14 protein-coding genes and 1 tRNA gene are annotated in these 18,630 nt (G+C 27.4%); 9 read left to right on the top strand and 6 right to left on the bottom strand.

The window, feature by feature from the left end:
• Positions 1 to 3: 3 nt before the first annotated feature.
• On the bottom strand, positions 4 to 351 hold the full coding sequence (locus tag ACUBP5_RS01485; protein ID WP_482168537.1) for a 4Fe-4S binding protein: 348 nt from the start codon (positions 349 to 351) through the stop codon (positions 4 to 6).
• Positions 352 to 1,818: 1,467 nt separating this feature from the next.
• Positions 1,819 to 3,477: an amino acid permease gene (locus tag ACUBP5_RS01480; protein WP_482168536.1), complete on the bottom strand. Its 1,659-nt coding sequence runs from the start codon at positions 3,475 to 3,477 to the stop codon at positions 1,819 to 1,821.
• Between the two features lie 468 nt (positions 3,478 to 3,945).
• On the opposite strand from ACUBP5_RS01480, the gene rpsU reads away from it, so the two are divergent.
• The 4 genes from rpsU to ACUBP5_RS01460 all read left to right on the top strand — a co-directional run bounded on the left by rpsU (position 3,946) and on the right by ACUBP5_RS01460 (position 6,646).
• The gene (gene rpsU, locus ACUBP5_RS01475) at positions 3,946 to 4,140 is read left to right on the top strand and encodes a 30S ribosomal protein S21 (RefSeq protein ID WP_482168535.1); all 195 of its coding nucleotides are present in this window, start codon (positions 3,946 to 3,948) and stop codon (positions 4,138 to 4,140) included.
• A gap of 487 nt (positions 4,141 to 4,627) precedes the next feature.
• Positions 4,628 to 4,747: a hypothetical protein gene (locus ACUBP5_RS01470; RefSeq protein ID WP_482168534.1), complete on the top strand. Its 120-nt coding sequence runs from the start codon at positions 4,628 to 4,630 to the stop codon at positions 4,745 to 4,747.
• A gap of 42 nt (positions 4,748 to 4,789) precedes the next feature.
• Complete coding sequence (locus ACUBP5_RS01465; RefSeq protein WP_482168533.1) at positions 4,790 to 5,641, top strand: HAD family hydrolase; 852 nt, start codon at positions 4,790 to 4,792, stop codon at positions 5,639 to 5,641.
• 261 nt (positions 5,642 to 5,902) lie between these two features.
• Positions 5,903 to 6,646, top strand: a complete 744-nt coding sequence (locus ACUBP5_RS01460) for a shikimate dehydrogenase family protein (RefSeq protein ID WP_482168532.1) — start codon at positions 5,903 to 5,905, stop codon at positions 6,644 to 6,646.
• Between the two features lie 647 nt (positions 6,647 to 7,293).
• Here the strand turns inward: ACUBP5_RS01460 and ACUBP5_RS01455 are convergent.
• A tRNA-Met gene (locus ACUBP5_RS01455) sits at positions 7,294 to 7,367 on the bottom strand.
• A 142-nt stretch (positions 7,368 to 7,509) separates the two neighbouring features.
• Here ACUBP5_RS01455 and ACUBP5_RS01450 point away from each other — a divergent pair.
• A complete protein-coding gene (locus tag ACUBP5_RS01450) occupies positions 7,510 to 7,896 on the top strand; it encodes an START-like domain-containing protein (RefSeq protein WP_482168531.1) in 387 nt (128 codons plus the stop codon).
• A gap of 205 nt (positions 7,897 to 8,101) precedes the next feature.
• Entirely contained in the window at positions 8,102 to 8,749 is a 648-nt protein-coding gene (pdxH, locus tag ACUBP5_RS01445; RefSeq protein ID WP_482168530.1) for a pyridoxamine 5'-phosphate oxidase, read from the top strand.
• A gap of 268 nt (positions 8,750 to 9,017) precedes the next feature.
• Here pdxH and fmt read toward each other — a convergent pair whose 3' ends face one another.
• Complete coding sequence (gene fmt, locus ACUBP5_RS01440; protein WP_482168529.1) at positions 9,018 to 9,977, bottom strand: methionyl-tRNA formyltransferase; 960 nt, start codon at positions 9,975 to 9,977, stop codon at positions 9,018 to 9,020.
• Between the two features lie 470 nt (positions 9,978 to 10,447).
• A complete protein-coding gene (locus ACUBP5_RS01435; protein WP_482168528.1) occupies positions 10,448 to 11,206 on the bottom strand; it encodes a lysophospholipid acyltransferase family protein in 759 nt (252 codons plus the stop codon).
• A 982-nt stretch (positions 11,207 to 12,188) separates the two neighbouring features.
• Here ACUBP5_RS01435 and ACUBP5_RS01430 point away from each other — a divergent pair.
• Positions 12,189 to 13,469, top strand: coding sequence for a serine hydroxymethyltransferase (locus tag ACUBP5_RS01430; RefSeq protein ID WP_482168527.1), 1,281 nt, complete (start codon positions 12,189 to 12,191; stop codon positions 13,467 to 13,469).
• A gap of 54 nt (positions 13,470 to 13,523) precedes the next feature.
• Here the strand turns inward: ACUBP5_RS01430 and ACUBP5_RS01425 are convergent, their stop codons facing one another.
• Complete coding sequence (locus ACUBP5_RS01425; RefSeq protein ID WP_482168526.1) at positions 13,524 to 14,711, bottom strand: porin family protein; 1,188 nt, start codon at positions 14,709 to 14,711, stop codon at positions 13,524 to 13,526.
• Positions 14,712 to 15,572: 861 nt separating this feature from the next.
• Here ACUBP5_RS01425 and ACUBP5_RS01420 point away from each other — a divergent pair.
• Together ACUBP5_RS01420 and lolA1 are read left to right on the top strand one after the other, a co-directional pair.
• The gene (locus ACUBP5_RS01420; protein WP_482168525.1) at positions 15,573 to 17,858 is read left to right on the top strand and encodes an FtsK/SpoIIIE family DNA translocase; all 2,286 of its coding nucleotides are present in this window, start codon (positions 15,573 to 15,575) and stop codon (positions 17,856 to 17,858) included.
• Positions 17,845 to 18,525 (top strand): outer membrane lipoprotein periplasmic chaperone LolA1, encoded by a 681-nt coding sequence (lolA1, locus tag ACUBP5_RS01415; RefSeq protein WP_482168524.1) that lies wholly within the window; start codon positions 17,845 to 17,847, stop codon positions 18,523 to 18,525. The genes ACUBP5_RS01420 and lolA1 overlap by 14 nt, the downstream gene beginning before the upstream one ends.
• Positions 18,526 to 18,630 lie beyond the last annotated feature (105 nt).

The following is an 18,630-nucleotide window of genomic DNA, read 5'->3' as shown; positions in this document are numbered from 1 at the left end:
TTATTAATCATGTAAAAAAAATTTCTTTTCTAGCAATTTATCTTTACTCTCCATATGGTTTTCATCAGGTACACAACAATCTACAGGACAAACTGAAGCACATTGAGGTTCATCGTAAAATCCAACACATTCAGTGCACTTTTCCGTGACGATAAAATAAAAATCATCCTGTATAGGGACTTGATCAGCGGAAGCTTCAGTAATAAAGCCTAATTGGGAAGTAAAACATCCTTTTAAATTTGTACCCTCTGAAAACCGCCATATAGAAGCACCTTCATAAATAGCATTATTTGGACATTCAGGCTCACAAGCTCCGCAATTTATACATTCATCAGTAATTTTTATTGCCATTTTATAATATTTACTTTATACATATTCATAACAGCAAGCTATTTAAAAGCAACTTTAGTATGGTGTTACACTTTCTTCATAATAAAAACATTTTATCTTAATAGGATATCACTTATGCTAAGTATAGTTATAAGAGTTATAATCTCTACAATATAGAAATAGATTTAAATATATGCAAATCTATAGGGGGCGCTAAAAAAATAGCAAACTTTATACTAACTTATATACTATTAGAGAATTACGTTTTTCGCTTTTAAGGTACAGTTTGAGGTAATAAAAGGGTCAGTGGGAAAGAAATTAACAATTTGTTCAAGTTATTATAATTATCTCTATCTAAGAGATAGTTATAGTCATAATCAAAATTTTCCCCTTTTCGATTTTTACTAAAAAAAAGTAATATTTGACTTTATATACTCAGTTAATATAAATAGATTTTTTATTGTATAATAAATAAAAATTTAGATATTTTAATTGTAGTAGATAATCACTATTCCGTATTATTAGATATATGAAAAAATATGATCACAATTATAATCCTATGAATAGGGAATACTTTAAAAAAAGTAGAACTATATAACAAAATATAATGATTGTATAGCATTAATAAACTACAATGCACAGCTGTATATATTTCAATAGGGGGAGTAAACCGCGCTTTTGTAGCCTTTTAATAGGTGGTCTTTCAAATCTTATGATGAATTGAAGTTAATATTATAGTATTTATAATTTTAGAAAATAACCTTATAATTTAAGGTCATGTATTAATGACTCTTTTTAGGGAAAACTCCCTTTATAAGGGATTATAATTTTACATGAAGCTTACTAATTATATTGATAAATTCTAATAATATTTACTTTTTTTTCTAAAAAAAAAAGTAAAGTATAGGCTTAAAATAAGCTATTACTACAAATAGTATCTATTCCTCTGCATAGTATAAATATAAAAAGAAAAAATATCCATTACTAGATATTATCGAGATAATATATTCTTCCCTTTTCTAAAAATAATAAAGCAAAGTAAATATAATAAGTTATAACAAAAAGAATAGATAGCTATAGAAATAAGAGAAATTACGAATTTAAAACGCATATCTCATTTATCTTCTTTAATCTCCTCAAAATGTATAGTTTCAGCCTTTATATTTGAAGTTTTTTTATCAGATTTATTTTTATAAATAACTATTACATCTCCTTCTTTAAATATTTTATGTTTCTTCTTCTTCCAAAAGAATTCAGAGGATATAACCCTACTGTAAATTCTAATGATTAGAAAAAAGGCATAACTAATACAAATAAGTTTAAACAAAAAAATATAGTTTAAAAAGTCTTTTGCATAAAATACTTACAAATTTTTTCTTAAAAAGAAGGATAAGTGTAAACAGATTATTCAAGTATTGGCTAATATATCCAAATAAAAAGCTTTATGATATATATATAATATTAATCGAGATTAAAATTTAATAACAACTACTCAGAAAGTTTTTTTTTTCGCAAATGACTATTAAATCGGCCAAAAATAAAATATATTATCAGCCCTATGGACATCCATATAAAAAAAGCGATCCATCCTGATAATGGAATTTCTATCATCAAGTATAAACAAGATAGAGCTCCCATGACAGGGATTAGAGAATAATCTCTATTATAAGTCAAAAAAGTAAACCAAGCAAAAAACAAAAAGAATACCAAATAAAGAATATCTTTAAAATTATCCATATCAAAAGACAGCATCTTTATAAAAAAGTTTCTAGAAAAATAAACGGATAAAATAAAAATTATAGGAATGATAAAACGCCCGTTAATATAGGGAATGCGAAAGCCCTTACCACCTTGATCTCTTGGTAAATACATTATACCGGAACATACTAGCAGAAAGGCAAAAAGAGTCCCTATACTAATTAAATGAACCATAAGAGATGGCTCTACAATTAATGCTGGAATAGCTACAATAAGGCCCGATACAAGAGTTGCAAAAGAGGGAGTTTTATACTTAGGATGAATTCGGGAAAATTGCTTAGGGAGCAAGCCATCCCTAGACATAGTTAACCATATCCGAGGCTGTGCAATCTGAAAGACTACTAATACACTTAAAGAAGCTATAATGGCGCTAAAAGCCACTATACGAGATATATAACTTAAATGGATACGGTCAAATATAAAAGCTAAAGGATCCGTTATCCCTTTAAATTCCTTGTAATTAACCATACCTGTTACTACAATAGTGACAGAAACGTAAATAAGAGTTGTAATAAGCAAAGCATATCCCATACTTCTAGGCATATCACGTTGAGGATTTTTGCATTCTTCAGCAGTAGTAGAAATTGCATCGAAACCTATGTAGGCAAAAAAAACAGCTGATATACCCTTAAATGCTCCTGAAAAACCGGTTGGGAAAAAAGGCACATAATTATGATTATCAATATTAAACAATCCTATCACGATGATTAAAAATAAAACGGTTAACTTTATGTAAACCATAACGTTATTGATACGCTTACTCTCGCGTATTCCCGTATAAGTCAGTCGACTTACAAGTAGTACAACAATAAAAGCAGGTAAGTTGAAAAGGATTTTTGTATTAAAAAGTTTTGGTGCTATACTCCAAGCTAAATCCACAGTTGGCTTTCCAGCACTAAGCGTGTTTTTATAGAGTTGGTAAGCAGTATGATAATCGATAACCATCCAACGAGGCAATATAACTCCTACTCCTTGTAAAAGGTTATCAAAATAACCGCTCCAGGAAATAGATACAACAATATTTCCAATAGCATATTCAAGTATTAGAGCCCAACCAATAATCCATGCTGCTAACTCTCCAAAAGCGATATAAGAATATGTATAAGCACTACCTGATACAGGGAACCGTGAAGCGAATTCAGCATAACATAAAGCGGTAAGGCCACAAGTAACCGCTGAAATTATAAAAAGAAATATAACTCCTGGACCTCCGTTATAAAGAGCTTGTCCTATAGTGCTAAAGATACCAGCTCCAATAAGAGCGCCTATACCCATAAAAGTTAAATCTTTGACAGCTAAAGTTTTATACACTCCCTTGTTTTCTTTATCACATAAAGAAATATCTTGATGTATTTGATCTATCGTCTTTTTCCTAAATAAATCTTTCATTATCTGGTTAGTTTATTTCAGAAAGCAAATAAAAAAAATATATACACAAGTTCATAAAATATTAAAATAATAGGTATGTTTTTGTATTTATTTTCACCATTTAAAAGGTCTTTTTTTGTTCGAGGCGTTTTATTAAGTTTAATACTTGTTTTTTTATTCTTAATTAGAATCAAATATCTATGATTAGTATTAAATTTTTCAAATATCCCGTTTAAGCTAAGCTTAGCATAAATAATATTATTCCCTCTCTACAGATATCTTTACAAACCTAACAATTAAAAATAACTTCACTAGAATCTTCAGAAGATACTTAAGACTATACGCAAGAATAGCCTAATATTTATATATATTTTTTCTTTATATTACTAAATATTTTATTAACAATAAATTTATTTATAAAGTGAAAAATACGTAAATTTACGACTATTGGAATGGTAAAATTTTATATAAAGTTCATCTTAAAGTACTATGCTAGTTGTCAATGTTAAAGAAGGGGAATCTATAGAGAGAGCGCTTAAACGCTATAAAAGAAAATGTGACCAGACGCGTCTTGTTAAAGAATTTAGAAAGTTACAATACTATACAAAACCTTCGATAAAAAGAAGGGAGGAAATCTTAAAAGCTATCCATAAAGCCCAACTTTCCTCTAGAGATGAAGACTAGATACTATTTTCCCTTAAAATAATGATCCTTAATCTAGGGGGGATAAACTTAGAATTTTATTAATAGCTATTTTATTAGAACTTAGAGAAGAAAAAAAATATAAAAAACGGATAAAAATGATATACGTTCTTTTTTAGTTGAGTCTTAATTATCAAAGTGTAACTTATTTGATCTATATACATGGGAAAATCCCAAATTAAGGATTATCACTTATTCTTTAAAAAATTAAAAAAAGTCTAATATCCCTTACGCAAGATTAACTCCACTATAAAATGGAGAGATAGAGGGAGATAGGATATATATGTAGCTTTAGATACCTATAGTAAAGCGTTTTTTCAAAAAACTATAGAGATCAGTTTATTCTTAAGAATGCTATAATTTTAAATGTATAATGTACAACGTGGGCTTATAATATATTATTAGAAGATAAGTATATATGCTAGATATTTCATGATATAAAAAAAATAAAATAGTTGAAATTCGTCTTTTGGTACCCGGAGATGATTTAGTAGTAAACAAATATGGACAAAGCTTTGAGGAGTGCATTGATATTTCAATAGATACACTTAAAAAATTAATCATTAGAAAAAAAGAAAAGGGCCACTAATTTTTTCCTCTGATTTAATATCTTTACTATTACATAACCTTTATGATACAAGCTATATTTATTGATATCGACGGTACTCTGCTTAAACCTGATCATACTATTTCGCATAAAAATCAGGAAGCTATAAAAGCTATAAAAAGATATATTCCTGTATTTCTTGCCACAGGGCGTTCTGCAAGAGATACTAGATTTTATCATAAAACCCTATTACTTGATACACCAGCTATTTGTATGAATGGCACTTATATTATTGATTTAATAAATAATCAAATTCTTAAAGAAGAAAGAATTCCCTTATCTTTAGTAATTGATTTAAAAGAAGCTCTCGAATCTCTACCACTTTCAGCTATCTATTACTCACAAGATAGATGGATTACTCAGAAAATTACCCCAGCAATTGAGAGAGAAATTTTCTCTGTAGGATTTCTAATAGAAGTAATACCTTTTTTTGAGTCTATTATTAAAAATTGGCCAGGTTCTCATAATGGACCTAATAAGGTAGGATTGCTCTCAAATGATGAAAAGCAGCTATTAGAGAGTTATGACTGGCTTAAAGAAAAATTTAAAGACCGTTTAAACATTCAAAGATCACAATTGAATTTTATCGAAGTAATCCCCCTAGGGGTATCAAAAAAAACAGGAATAGAATATATATTAAAAAACTATTCTAAAAAATATCCTTTTTCAAAAGAAAATGTCATGGCAATTGGAGATAGCGATAACGATATTGAGATGTTGCGATGGGCAGGTATTAGCGTAGCTATGGGTAATGCAGCAGAACATATTAAGGAAGTTGCTGAAATCACTACTATGAGTAATCAAGAAGATGGATTAGCATATATTATTAATCAAAGCTTAAATAATTATAGTTATGAAAATAAACATCCTTTATGAAAAACTAAAAAATAGTGATTTAAGATCTTATTTAGTAAACTCTTATCCTATACTATAGGAGAAGAATACTAAAAGTTATTCAAACATAATATTTTTACCTTTATATATAATTCTGTAGAGGCACCCTATAAAGGGCAATCTTTATACTGTATATGAATTAGCTATAACTTTAATTAAAGATATCCTGATAGACAAACTATGAAGATAATAATTGATCTTTCATCATAAATTTTGAATAGGATTCAAAAAAAATAAAATCTTATGGCAAGATACCGTTTATTTGGGCTTATAGGTAAAAATATATCTTATTCTTTTTCAAGAAAATATTTTACAAAAAAAATTTTTAAAGAAAATTTAAATGAAGTACGTTATAAATTGTTTGACATTCCAGAGATTTCTCATTTTAATGAGATAATAGCTAAGTATCATAATCTTGAAGGGCTAAATATTACTATTCCTTATAAAGAGTCTATTCTTACATATTTAACAGATATTGAAAAGGAAGCTAAACAGATTGGCGCAGTTAATACTGTAAAAATAAAAAAAGATGAACGTATAGGTTATAATACTGATATGTATGGTTTCGAAAAATCTTTTATAAAGTATCTTATGCCTTGGCATAAGAGAGCTTTAGTTCTAGGACAAGGTGGAGCAGCAAAATCTATAGGATATGTACTTAGAAAAATAAACATTCCCTTTATTTGGGTTTCTAGAAATAAGGAAAAATCAGATCTTTCCTATAAAGATATTGATAAATCAGTTTTAGAAAAGTATCAAATTATCGTTAATTGTACTCCTTTAGGGACTTATCCTAACGTTGATAGTTCTCCTTTATTACCTTATCAATATCTTAGCTCTGAACATTATTTATACGATTTAGTTTATAATCCATCGGAGAGTTTATTCCTTAAAAAAGGAAAAATTCAAGGCGCTATTACTAAAAATGGGTTACAGATGCTATATCTTCAAGCAGAACGAGCATGGGAAATATGGAATATTAAATAATAAAAAAATATTAATATTCCTAAAAAATAGGAAGTTGCATTTATTTTATAGTTTTATTTAATATAATATTTTAAATATTATTGTTATATCTAAAAGGATATAATTCTTGAGTTTTTTAAGAAATATGAAAAATTTATTGCCAATAAGTCCGTACACTTTTTATTCTTATTTCAGCTAAATAATATTGTAAAATTGTCATTTTTATATTTTGTTTTTTAGTTTAAAACTCTAATATGCATTTATATTCTATAACTTTGCTGTTTTTTTTGCTAGATTATTTTTCAACTTAATTAATTTTTTTATAAAAAAGACACTATTTTTTAAACTAATGCTTTTTTTTGACTATTTTATGATACGAATTTTATAAATTTATATTTGTTATTTTTATTATATTAATCTCTTATTATTGGAGAGATAAACAAAAAATTATAATTCTAATATTTTTATGAAATATGTTATATAAAGCTTTAAAGGATGCTATTTTTTTAGGTAAAATAATTTAAAATAAAAATCTGATGAAATATATCCAAAATAAGAAATTGAATATATATGTTATAATCCCAGATATACTAGATTAAAAATTTAGAATTATATAGTTACTATTAAACATTTATTAAAAAATTGACCTGATTGGTATTATGAATATGTAGCGTGAGGGGGATTTGAACCCCCGACCTCCGGGTTATGAATCCGACGCTCTTACCATCTGAGCTATCACGCCTGATAAAGACCACGGTAAATATACATTTTATTTAAACTCTCTAAAATTCTCTTATAAATATAATGTTTCCATAAAAACACTATTCTTTAGTACTTTGATTTTTATATATTTTCAATTTTTTAACTTAAAATAAATAGTTCTAATGCGTGAAAAATTTCAGTTAGAGTTCATTATACATGCCTCAACAACAATGCTTTACAATTATATATCTTCTTCTTCAGGATTATCAGAATGGTTTGCTGATCACGTTCGATCCTTAGGAGAGCAATTTATTTTTAGCTGGGGGAAAGAAAATGAAAATCAAGAAATAGCCTCATTAATTAGGAATAAACCTGAAAATTATGTTAGATTCAGGTGGGAACAGGATGATGATACAAAATACTTTTTTCAACTATCAATTGAAAAAGATGATCTTACAGGAGATATTTCGCTAATTGTCACTGACTTTGCCGACCCTGATCAGATAGATGAGGCTAAATTACTTTGGGAGACGCAAATTAGACATCTGAAAAAAGTTATCGGTGGATAAAAAAAATACTCATTATTTAATGAGGCTAATTTAATGAAAGGATATTTTTATACATAGTTATTAGAAACAGTGCTTTTTTCTTCAAAATGGGAATAAGATATATTTTTTGTATCTATGAGATTCTTAAATAGCCTAAATATTAGGTTGCACCCCAATAAGGGGTTTTAATTTTTCTAATATTTTTTTTTTTAAAAAAAAAAATTATATGAATAGAGATTTAAGCCACCTGCGTAAAAATTATCTAAAGAATAGTTTATCAAAGAAATCTGTTCCTAGAGATCCCATGGAATTCTTTGATAATTGGTTTGAAGAAGCTCTACAATCTAAATACCTACTTGAACCTAATGCGATGTCTCTAGCAACTATAGATGAAGACCTTTCTGTAAGAACTAGGATAGTTTTACTTAAATCTTTTTCAGATGAAGGCTTTATATTTTATACTAACTATAAAAGCAAAAAAGGTTGTGCTTTAGAAAAATATGATAAAGTATGTTTGTCTTTTTTTTGGCCTGATAAAGAACGTCAAATTATAATTAAAGGACAAACTAAAAAACTAAGCGATCAGATATCAGATAATTATTTCTTAAAAAGACCCAGAGAAAGTGCTATAAGCACATGGGCCTCTCAACAGAGTTCAACTATTCCTTCAAGAGAATATCTCAAAAAGCGTTATATCTATTATAAAAATTATTTTAATAATCATTCACTACATAGACCCCCCTTTTGGGGGGGGTATATAGTGAAACCATATCAAATGGAATTTTGGCAAGGACGTAACCACCGGATGCATGATAGAATATTCTTTACATTTCTTAAAAAAGATAAATGGAAAGTAGAAAGACTTGCTCCTTAATAAAGGCTATTACATTTATAATAGATTTTATAATAAAAAGATATAAACTATTTTTTTATATATAATATCATTTATTTTATAAATTTCCAAAACTATTTGTAATTTTATTACAAATGTTTATTATTTATAGGGATAAATTTTATATATTTAAGTATTATGTAGATCTCCTTTTAATTTCATTTACGAAATGCTATCATTATTAATGATGCTAAGAAGTATGTAATTAAATAAAATTTTCCAAATTAATTGAAAGTTTTAGTTTTAATGATTAAACTGTATCTAAAATTGAATAATTTTTTCTTTGTAATCCATTAAATAGATTATGTGATTGCATACGCCTTCTTCCCTCTAATTGCCCCTCTATAATTGATAGATAACCTTCTGCAAGAGCTATTTTCATTTCGTTTTTATTTAAAATAAGTGTACCTATAGGTAAAGAATGTAAGCAGTAAGAGCAATTTGCCCTATAAATTTTAAATTTTAGTTTTTTACCTAAATCGTCTATAAGATAAGTCCAGGCTCCCGGATAAGGACTTAATCCACGAATTTTATTAAATATCATCTCCATAGAGCTATGCCAGTGGATTTTCATATCTTTATGGAATAGTTTAGGAGCTATTTTGAGATTATTTTTTACAATTTGATTTTGAGGATTTAAATCTTTCTTAAGAACTCGACTAAGAGTTTCAACTACTAGATTAGCACCTATTTGAGCAAGTCTTTTATAGAGTGATCCCGCATTTTCTTGCGGATCGATAGATATATTTCTTTGTAAGAGTATAGATCCGCTATCTATTTTTTCATCTAAAAGAAAAGTGGTTACTCCAGTTTCTTTTTCTCCATTAATAATAACCCATTGTATTGGAGCTGGACCACGATAATTAGGGAGTAAAGAAGGATGAAGATTAAAAGTTCCTAACTCAGGTATGCTCCAGATGACCTTCGGGATCATTCTAAATGCTACCACTATAATAATCTGAGGCTTCAATTTTCTTAAAATTTCAAGAAAAAATGGATCTTTCATATACTCAGGCTGTAAAACAGGGATTTTATGAATAAGAGCATATTTTTTTACTGCTGATTCCGATATTTTTTGACCTCTTCCTGCCTTTTTATCCGGTGCAGTTACTATAGCTATTATAGAATATTTTTCTTGCAATAATTTTTCAATTGAATATACAGCAAAATAGGGGGTCCCTATAAAAACTATACTCGGGTATTTTCTCATAAAAAAGGTCGGATTATTTTAATATATTTTATTGTATTATAAAAGTTTATAAAATATAGTATTAATATGATTTAACATCGATTTGTTTAGAATCCTTATTCTATTTTTACTATCTATAGTAGATAGATAGTAAAATAATAGAATTATAATTAAAATTATTTATATTATAAAATATTAAATCAAAATTCTTAGTATAAGAAACTTATATATAATATCTACTAAATCTATTCTAAAAAAATATTTTAGAACGGTAATTGATTTATATGTATAAACTTAGTAAAATATCTATAGGTTATATTTTTGTATTTTTCTATAACATATATATTTATATATGGAATACTTTATTCCTCTGTAATTTTTCTTGACTAAGAATTTAAGATTACCTAAGACTTTATAAATCTTATAAAATATTAAAAATCAGGCAAATTAATGTAACTAACATTTATAAAAATATTTTCAGTAATTAATATTTATTCTTTCGTTTCTTTAAAACGAGGCGATTGTTCAATAGCATCCATAATTTTATTAAGTATTTCATCAGAATTTTCCTTCTCAAAATCAAAAGTCAGAGGTAATTTAAAGGTCATTTTTTGTAAAATACCTTTTTCTTTTATACTCATCCCTTTTTTATCATAAGCTTTTTGAAACCCATCTATGACAATAGGAATTACAGTAGGTCTAAACCTTCGAATAATATGAACTATACCTCTGCGTCCAGGCGCAAAAGGAGTAGTAGTACCTTGCGGAAAGGTAATTAACCAACCATCATTAAGGGCTATCCCTATACGCGTAATTTCAGAAATTTTTACAGATCGATTTATATCTTTTCCAGATTCACGCCAAGTACGTTTTACAGTGATAGCTCCCGAATAATTAAATAACTTGGTAATCCAATTCCTATTCATAGTTTCTTTAGCAGCAATATAATAAAGATTTACTTTTGGGTTAAAAAGATAAATAGGATTTTTTATAGTATCTATAAACCCGTTTTTTATACTACAAAACACATGATACATAGCAAAAACATCAGCGAAATAGGTCTGATGATTTGATACAAATAATACATTACAATTAGGTAGTTTTAATAGTTGTTCAGTCCCCTTAAGTTTAATTTTATTAAAGCCATTACGACTGTATGAAATACAGCCTAAGACAAATATTAAAAAACGTTTTATTATGTGAATATTGCCAAAGGCATCCCTAAATAAGGTACTCTTTTTTTTTTTCAAAAAGCTTGCTTTTTTTAAGCAAAGGTAATTATTTTATAAGAAGCTCTCTCGAAAAGAGTATTATAATTAATAATATTAATAATAATATTATATATTAATTTTTAGTTATTTTATAGTCGTTTTTATAGTTTATTTAAACTATTGTGTTTTTATTGTAGATATAATTATGTATAGTATTAATCATAAATAATCTTTTATTGAATAACACTAGTAAGATAGATAATTATAATATGTAATAACCTGTTCTAATAGAATTTTTTATTTTGAATCTTTTATAGGAATTTAAAAAAAATATTCTTATGGGTTATCTTATAACCCTTTTTATATAATAAACTCTTTCTAAATTAGAAATTTATTATGTACTATATCATAAAAAGATCCTCTATTAGAGGAATAGACTTTTTATTTCACAATACTAAACTATAATTTTATATAAACTCTACTATATAGATCTAATTTAAAACGAAATATAATATCATTAACCGTGAAATAAGACCTTTTTATTATTATCCAAATAAAATTTAGCGTAATAAAATCCTTTAAATAAACTATAAAAATAACCTAAATAGGGGGAGATTATACCTAGCTTTATCATTAGGTTGCTAATATTTTTAGCATTATATTTACCGAATATTTAAAATTTTCGTAAACAGAAAAGAATTGCTATAAGCAGCGCTAAAAATATCCTTTAAATTTTTCAAAGAGTTTTTATATATAGCTAGTAAATAATAAACAATTTATGATTTACTAATTCTATAAAAGTTAAAAAAACAATAACACTTCGTCCCCAAATAAATAATTTAGATAGTTATTTTCAATATATCTGAGGAATAATATTTTGATATCTAAAATAGATGACTATAAAATAGTCAATAAAATTTAAATACATAATTTATATAAGTTATAAGCTATTCTTTTTTTTTTAAAAAAATTGACTGATATTCTGTAAAAAAATCATACAAACAAAATATTTTTACATATTATGGAAACATCCTCTATAGATCCCATCTTTGGATGGATAAAAGAAGAAAAAAATCGTCAGCTACGTGGTATAGAGCTTATAGCTTCAGAAAATTTCGTCAGTCCCTACGTACTTAGTGCTACAGGGTCTATATTAACTAATAAATATGCCGAGGGCTATCCCAATAAACGTTATTATGGAGGATGTGAAATAATAGATAAAATCGAGAATACTACTATAGAGATAGCAAAAAAACTTTTTAAGGCTACTTATGCTAACGTACAGCCGCATTCTGGTTCTCAAGCTAATGCAGCCGTATATATGGCTAGACTTAAAGCAGGAGATACTATTTTAGGATTGGATTTAGTGCATGGCGGTCATCTTACTCATGGAGCTAGAGTAAGTTTTTCAGGAAATATGTATCGTGGAGTATCGTATGGTCTTGAACAAAAAAGTGGATTAATTGATTATGAACGTATGTTCTATTTAGCTAAAAAAGAAAAGCCTAAATTAATCATTTGTGGAGCTTCAGCTTATTCAAGAGATATAGATTACAAAAAATTTAGAGAAGCTGCTGATTGTGTAGGGGCTATACTTATGGCTGATATCGCTCATCCATCAGGATTGATTGCAAAAGGTCTTTTAAATCATCCGTTTCCTTATGCTCATGTTATTACTACTACTACACATAAAACCCTACGTGGTCCACGTGGAGGGATGATTCTTATAGGTGAAGATTTTGAAAACTTTTGGGGAAGGACTAATATTAAAGGACAACATAAGAGTTTTTCTCAATTAATAGATAGTGCTGTATTCCCAGGTCTACAAGGAGGTCCGCTTGAACATATTATTGCCGCTAAGGCTATAGCTCTCCAAGAGGCCTTTAGTGATGAATATAGAAAATATGCAGAACAAGTTATCTTAAATGCCAAGGAACTTGCAAAATCCCTAATGAATAGGGATTATCAAATCATATCGGAGGGTACAGATAATCATTGTATGCTTATCGATTTAAGAAATAAAAAAATTACGGGTAAACAAGCTGAAATATTTTTATCGAATGCAGATATTACCTGTAATAAAAATATGATTCCATTTGATAATGAGTCTTCTTTTATCACCTCAGGAATTAGACTAGGTACTGCGGCTATTACTACAAGAGGATTAAAAACAAAAGATATGGAGCCAATAGCTAATTTTATAGATAGAGTTATTAAAAGTAAAAATGATAAAATAAAACTTACTAAAATAAAAAATGAAGTAAATGATATGATGCTGGATTACCCTCTATTCCAGATGTAAAAAATAAAAGTCCGGAGATAATCTCCGGACTTTTATTTTTTACATCTGGAATGTTTAAATAATTTTTATATGATAAACCGCACCTAAGGCAATTTTAGTCATATTTTCATTTCTAATATTTACAGGATAAGTATACTGGGCCCAGAAACCTGAGTAGTAACCGTATAATTTAATACCATTGAGTCCCATAGGATAGTATTCTATACCGCAATCATAATTAGTTTCAGTCCGAAAAACATGTCCTATATGGCTAGGAAAATATTCACAATAATCAAACTCATACATACCTCTAACAAAAGTATACCAATTTTTATTAATTTCGCAAGTTAACGCAACAGAATAAGAGTCATATATTACGTCCTGGAATATAACTCTTCCTGTTTTAATTATTTTAATATCACGTGCAGCTAGCGAAGCATGATTATAAACATCTAAATCTTGTAAGTTGTGAAGACAATTTAAATCTAGTGTAAAAGGGTAAAGATCAAAACTCATACATAAAGATACTGTACTTGAAAATTTACTTTCTTTCCTATCTAATTTATATATACTAAATGATGTTTTAACTTTAACCTTTTCTTTTAAAAAAGATCCATTCCATGAAGTAAGATATCCTAAAGCCAGGAATTTACGTTCGTGTGGATCAAGAACATAATATAGTCCTTCTATATTTGATCTCCTATATGTACCAGTATATAATGATTGGATGTTATTATTAACAAATTGAAACGAAAAACTATATTTAGACGCCTTATAGACAAAACTTAACCCTGTATTATATTTTCCCATATAGGAAATAATATAAGGATCTTTATTAGATAAATCTTTACTAAAGATATCAGTAAGTGTTTTTTGTTTACCTAAAATTACAGAGAAGGAATCGTTAAAGTTATAACTGATATTAGCTATATCAACATATGGGACAACTGTATCCTTAACAACTTTGTTATCAACAGGCGAATCAAAAGATTTTTGAACAGTATAACGAAGATTATTACCTAAACTACCATCTACACGAAAGTATAATTGGGGAATCGAAAAGTTATCATATCTATTAAGGCTTTTTCGAATAGGAAAAATAAAATGCGTTTGAAACCCCCAATATAAATTAATATCTTTTTTATCTTTCTCGACATCTGCTGATTTTCCTGTCAAAAAGCTATCTGTAGACACAGATGCTTCGGCATATAGAGAAAATATAGAAAATAGAACAAAAAAACTAAGCAATTTTAACCTTTTCATAAGACGTCTAAATTGTGGAATTAACAAATAACAAATATTTCCTCTAAAGATAATATTTTTTTGATTCAATTGGGGATTCTCATATAATATTAAAAATAAACATTAGTAACATCCTTATTTTATGAGAATTAAGATTTACCCTTAAACTAAGGGCAACCCTTAATAATACTATATTTTAGTGCTTTAATAGGAACTTAAAATAAGTTTTTTTGAATTTCAGTTATATTTTAGATCATAATTTTTTACTATTTTATTAAAATTTAGATATCAAACTCTATTATATTTTTCTCTTACTTCCTTAAGAGAATTATAAAGATGCTTAATAGAGGCTGGGTTATTAGCGTATGTATTTATTAAATCTTCCTAAAGATTTAATTCACGATTCCTTTCTCTCAAAGGATTTTGAAATTTTTATTTGCTCTTCCCCTTTTTTATTCTACTAAATTTAGAAGTGTACAGCATAAAATACAGTATTATCTAATATACTTATACTTAGAGTATTGTATAACATATGATCTTTCTTAGAAAGAAACTTCCTAATATCTAAACATTATATTAAAATATCTAATTTAAAGTAGTGTGTAGAAATATAGTTGTTATTGATTATTGTAAATTCCGTTAATTTAACTAGCTTTATAAGCTCTAATTCGATAGAGAACATATTTTCCATAAATAGCCTTATTAAAAACTCATAATTAATTGTATATTTAGAACTACAATATTTTTTTTTTCTTTTAAAACTTTTACATATTGCAATATCAATAATTTAATTTCCGATCCAAATGTATTAAAGTATTAGCTAAAAGCGGACTTAATTTGTAATTTTATTATGAGTTTATAAAACTATTTTTCGTTTATAGTATGTCGAAAAAAATCAAAGAAACTTCTTTTAAGAAAAAAGGCCCAAATGTAGATAAAACCATTATAGGATTACTATTTATAACTATAAGTGTCATTTTATTTTTTAGCTTTTATTCTTTTCTCTATTATTTTCAAGAAGATCAGAGTCAGTTAGAAAATATGCTAGATAAATCTATTTTAGCAAAAAATTCATTTGGAAAGATAGGAGCTTTTTTAGGAGATTTTTTTATTTATAAAGGTCTTGGTATCGGAGCTTTTTTATTGCCTTTTTTATGTTTTATGTTTGGACTTCGTCTGTGGAAAATACCTAATTGCTTTTTTAAAAAAATCTTTCTAAATGCCTTATTTTTTTCAGTTTTTTTACCATTGGCCTTAGGTTTTCTCTTTCCTAAAGAGACTATACTTAGTGGTATATTAGGTTTTGAAATAAACGATTTTCTTAAAGGATTTACAGGTATTTTAGGAGTAGGGCTTTTGCTTTTTGTGAGTTTTATAATTTATTTCATTTTAATATTCAAAATAAGTCCAGAGAAATTTATACAATCACAAAATTTATCTTTAGAGAATAAGAAAGTTATTCAAAAGACATTTGAACATAACCAAATTTTGAAAGCTGATAGTGAAAATTTAAGTCTTTCTGAGAGACTATATCTAAAAACAAAATCTAATAATTTCCTAATAGAGGAAAATGAAAATGAGCCTTCTATAGATATGATTAGAGATACTGAAAAAGATGCCAGATTTATAAAACAATTACAAGAATATGAATATATCCCTAACTTTAAAAAAATCAATATCCTCGAAGATTTTACTCCTCCTAGCCTTGAGTTATTAAATTCTTCAAAGAATTTATTGCAAGATATAGCTGTTAATCATAAGGAACTTGAAGCTAACAAAAATAAAATTGTCGATACTCTTCGGAATTATAAGATAGGAATTAAGAAAATTAAAGCTACTATAGGTCCTAGCGTTACCCTTTATGAGATCGTACCTCAAGATGGCGTACGTATTTCTAAAATTAAGGGGCTGGAAGGTGATATTGCTCTAAATCTAGCTGCTCTGGGTATTCGAATGATTGCTCCGATCCCAGGTCACGGAACTATAGGAATAGAAGTCCCTAATAGCAATCCAACTACCGTTTTTATTTACACGGCACTCTCTTCCGAGAAATTTCAATATAGCAAAATGGAGCTACCTGTTGTATTAGGTAAAACTATTTCAAATGAGACTTTTATAGCAGATATAACTAAAATGCCTCATTTGCTCATAGCAGGAGCTACCGGACAAGGGAAATCCGTAGGTATAAATACTATTATAGTATCACTTTTATATAAAAAACCTCCAAAGGATCTTAAATTTGTAATGATAGATCCGAAAAAAGTGGAACTTTCTCTCTATAAAAAGATAGAGAACTATTATTTAGCTAAGCTACCTAATACTAAAGAAGCTATTATTACTAATATTTCTGAAGCTAAAGATGCTCTTAATTCATTATGCAAAGAGATGGATTATCGCTATGAATTACTAAAAAAAGCTATGGTTCGAAACATTAAAGAATATAATGCTAAATCTAAAAGTAATCTACTAATTGACGCTAAAGATAAAAAACATATGCCTCATATAGTATTAATTATAGATGAATTTGCTGACCTAATCATAAAAACTGGGAGGGAAATAGAAACTTATATATCTCGCCTAGCTCAGCTAGCAAGAGCTGTAGGTATTCATCTCATAATAGCTACACAAAGGCCTTCGGTAAATGTAATAACAGGTATTATTAAAGCAAATTTTCCTGCCCGCATTGCTTTTAAAGTTACATCAAAGATAGATTCAAGAACTATCCTTGATGTATCTGGAGCCGAGCAACTTATAGGTAAAGGAGATATGCTTTTTTCAAATGGGAATGAACTGATTCGGTTGCAATGTCCTTTTATTGAAACTCATGAGGTAGAAAGAATCGCCAATTTTTACGAAAATAAAAAAATCAAAGTAGAACCATGGGAATTACCCAAGCCTGATAAACAAGGATCTAAAGGTGATTTATTAATAGACTCTTCATATGAGCGCGATCCTCTTTTTGAGGAAGCAGCACGACTAATCATTACCACACAACAAGGATCTATCTCTTTGCTTCAGCGTAAGCTCTCGATAGGTTATGCACGTGCAGCTAAAATTATAGATCAACTTGAAGAAAAAGGGATACTAGGACCTTTTGAAGGAGTTAAATCTAGACAGGTGTTAATTTCTGATATAGAAAGTTTAAAATTACTTTATGAAAAAAAATAAATCCTTTATAAAATATAACACAATAAAATGGTATATTATATCAGTTTTATACTTTGGTATGCTAGAAATTTCATTAGCACAAAATCCAAATATACAAGCAAAAAAAAATCTGGATGAAACAGACGAAAAAATCAATAAGATTTCTACGCTTTATATAAACTTTACTTATGAGTATAAAAATAAAAAAGGAGATCTTTTAAATTCTGAAATAGGGGAAATATACTTGACAAATAACAAATACCGACTTTCTTTAATGGAAAAGACATATATAGGTGATAAGGAAAAAATCTATACTATATCTAGTAAGGATAAAGAAATAACTATATCAAATATTGATAATATTAAAAATATTATATTCCCTATTCAAATAGTCTTGAATTATATACAAAAGTCCAATATTAATAACTATTTTAAATATAGAAAAAATAGAGTAAAAAAATTGTTTTTATTAAAACTTATCCCCAAAAAAAAATGCTCTATAAAAGAGTTATCCTTAGTTTTAGACTCTAAAACTAGAGAGCTTAAAGAAATTCATAAAATAGGAGAAGATGGCCAAATTATGAGCATTCTTATCAACCGATATATACCAGAAGTTATGATATCGAAACCCCTTCTAGAATTTGGGAAAGAATATTATCCTGATTATATAATAACCCATATAGATTAATGATCAAAAAAATTGATCGTTATATCCTAAAACTTTTTATAGGTCCTTTTCTAACAATTTTCAGCCTTCTATTTTTTATATTTATCATTTAGTTTCTTTGGAATA

It is taken from the genome of Candidatus Insignibacter tubulum, from assembly GCF_056790205.1.
The sequence above is the reverse complement of the archived record's forward strand: the minus strand, read 5'-3'. Positions and strand labels throughout refer to the sequence as shown.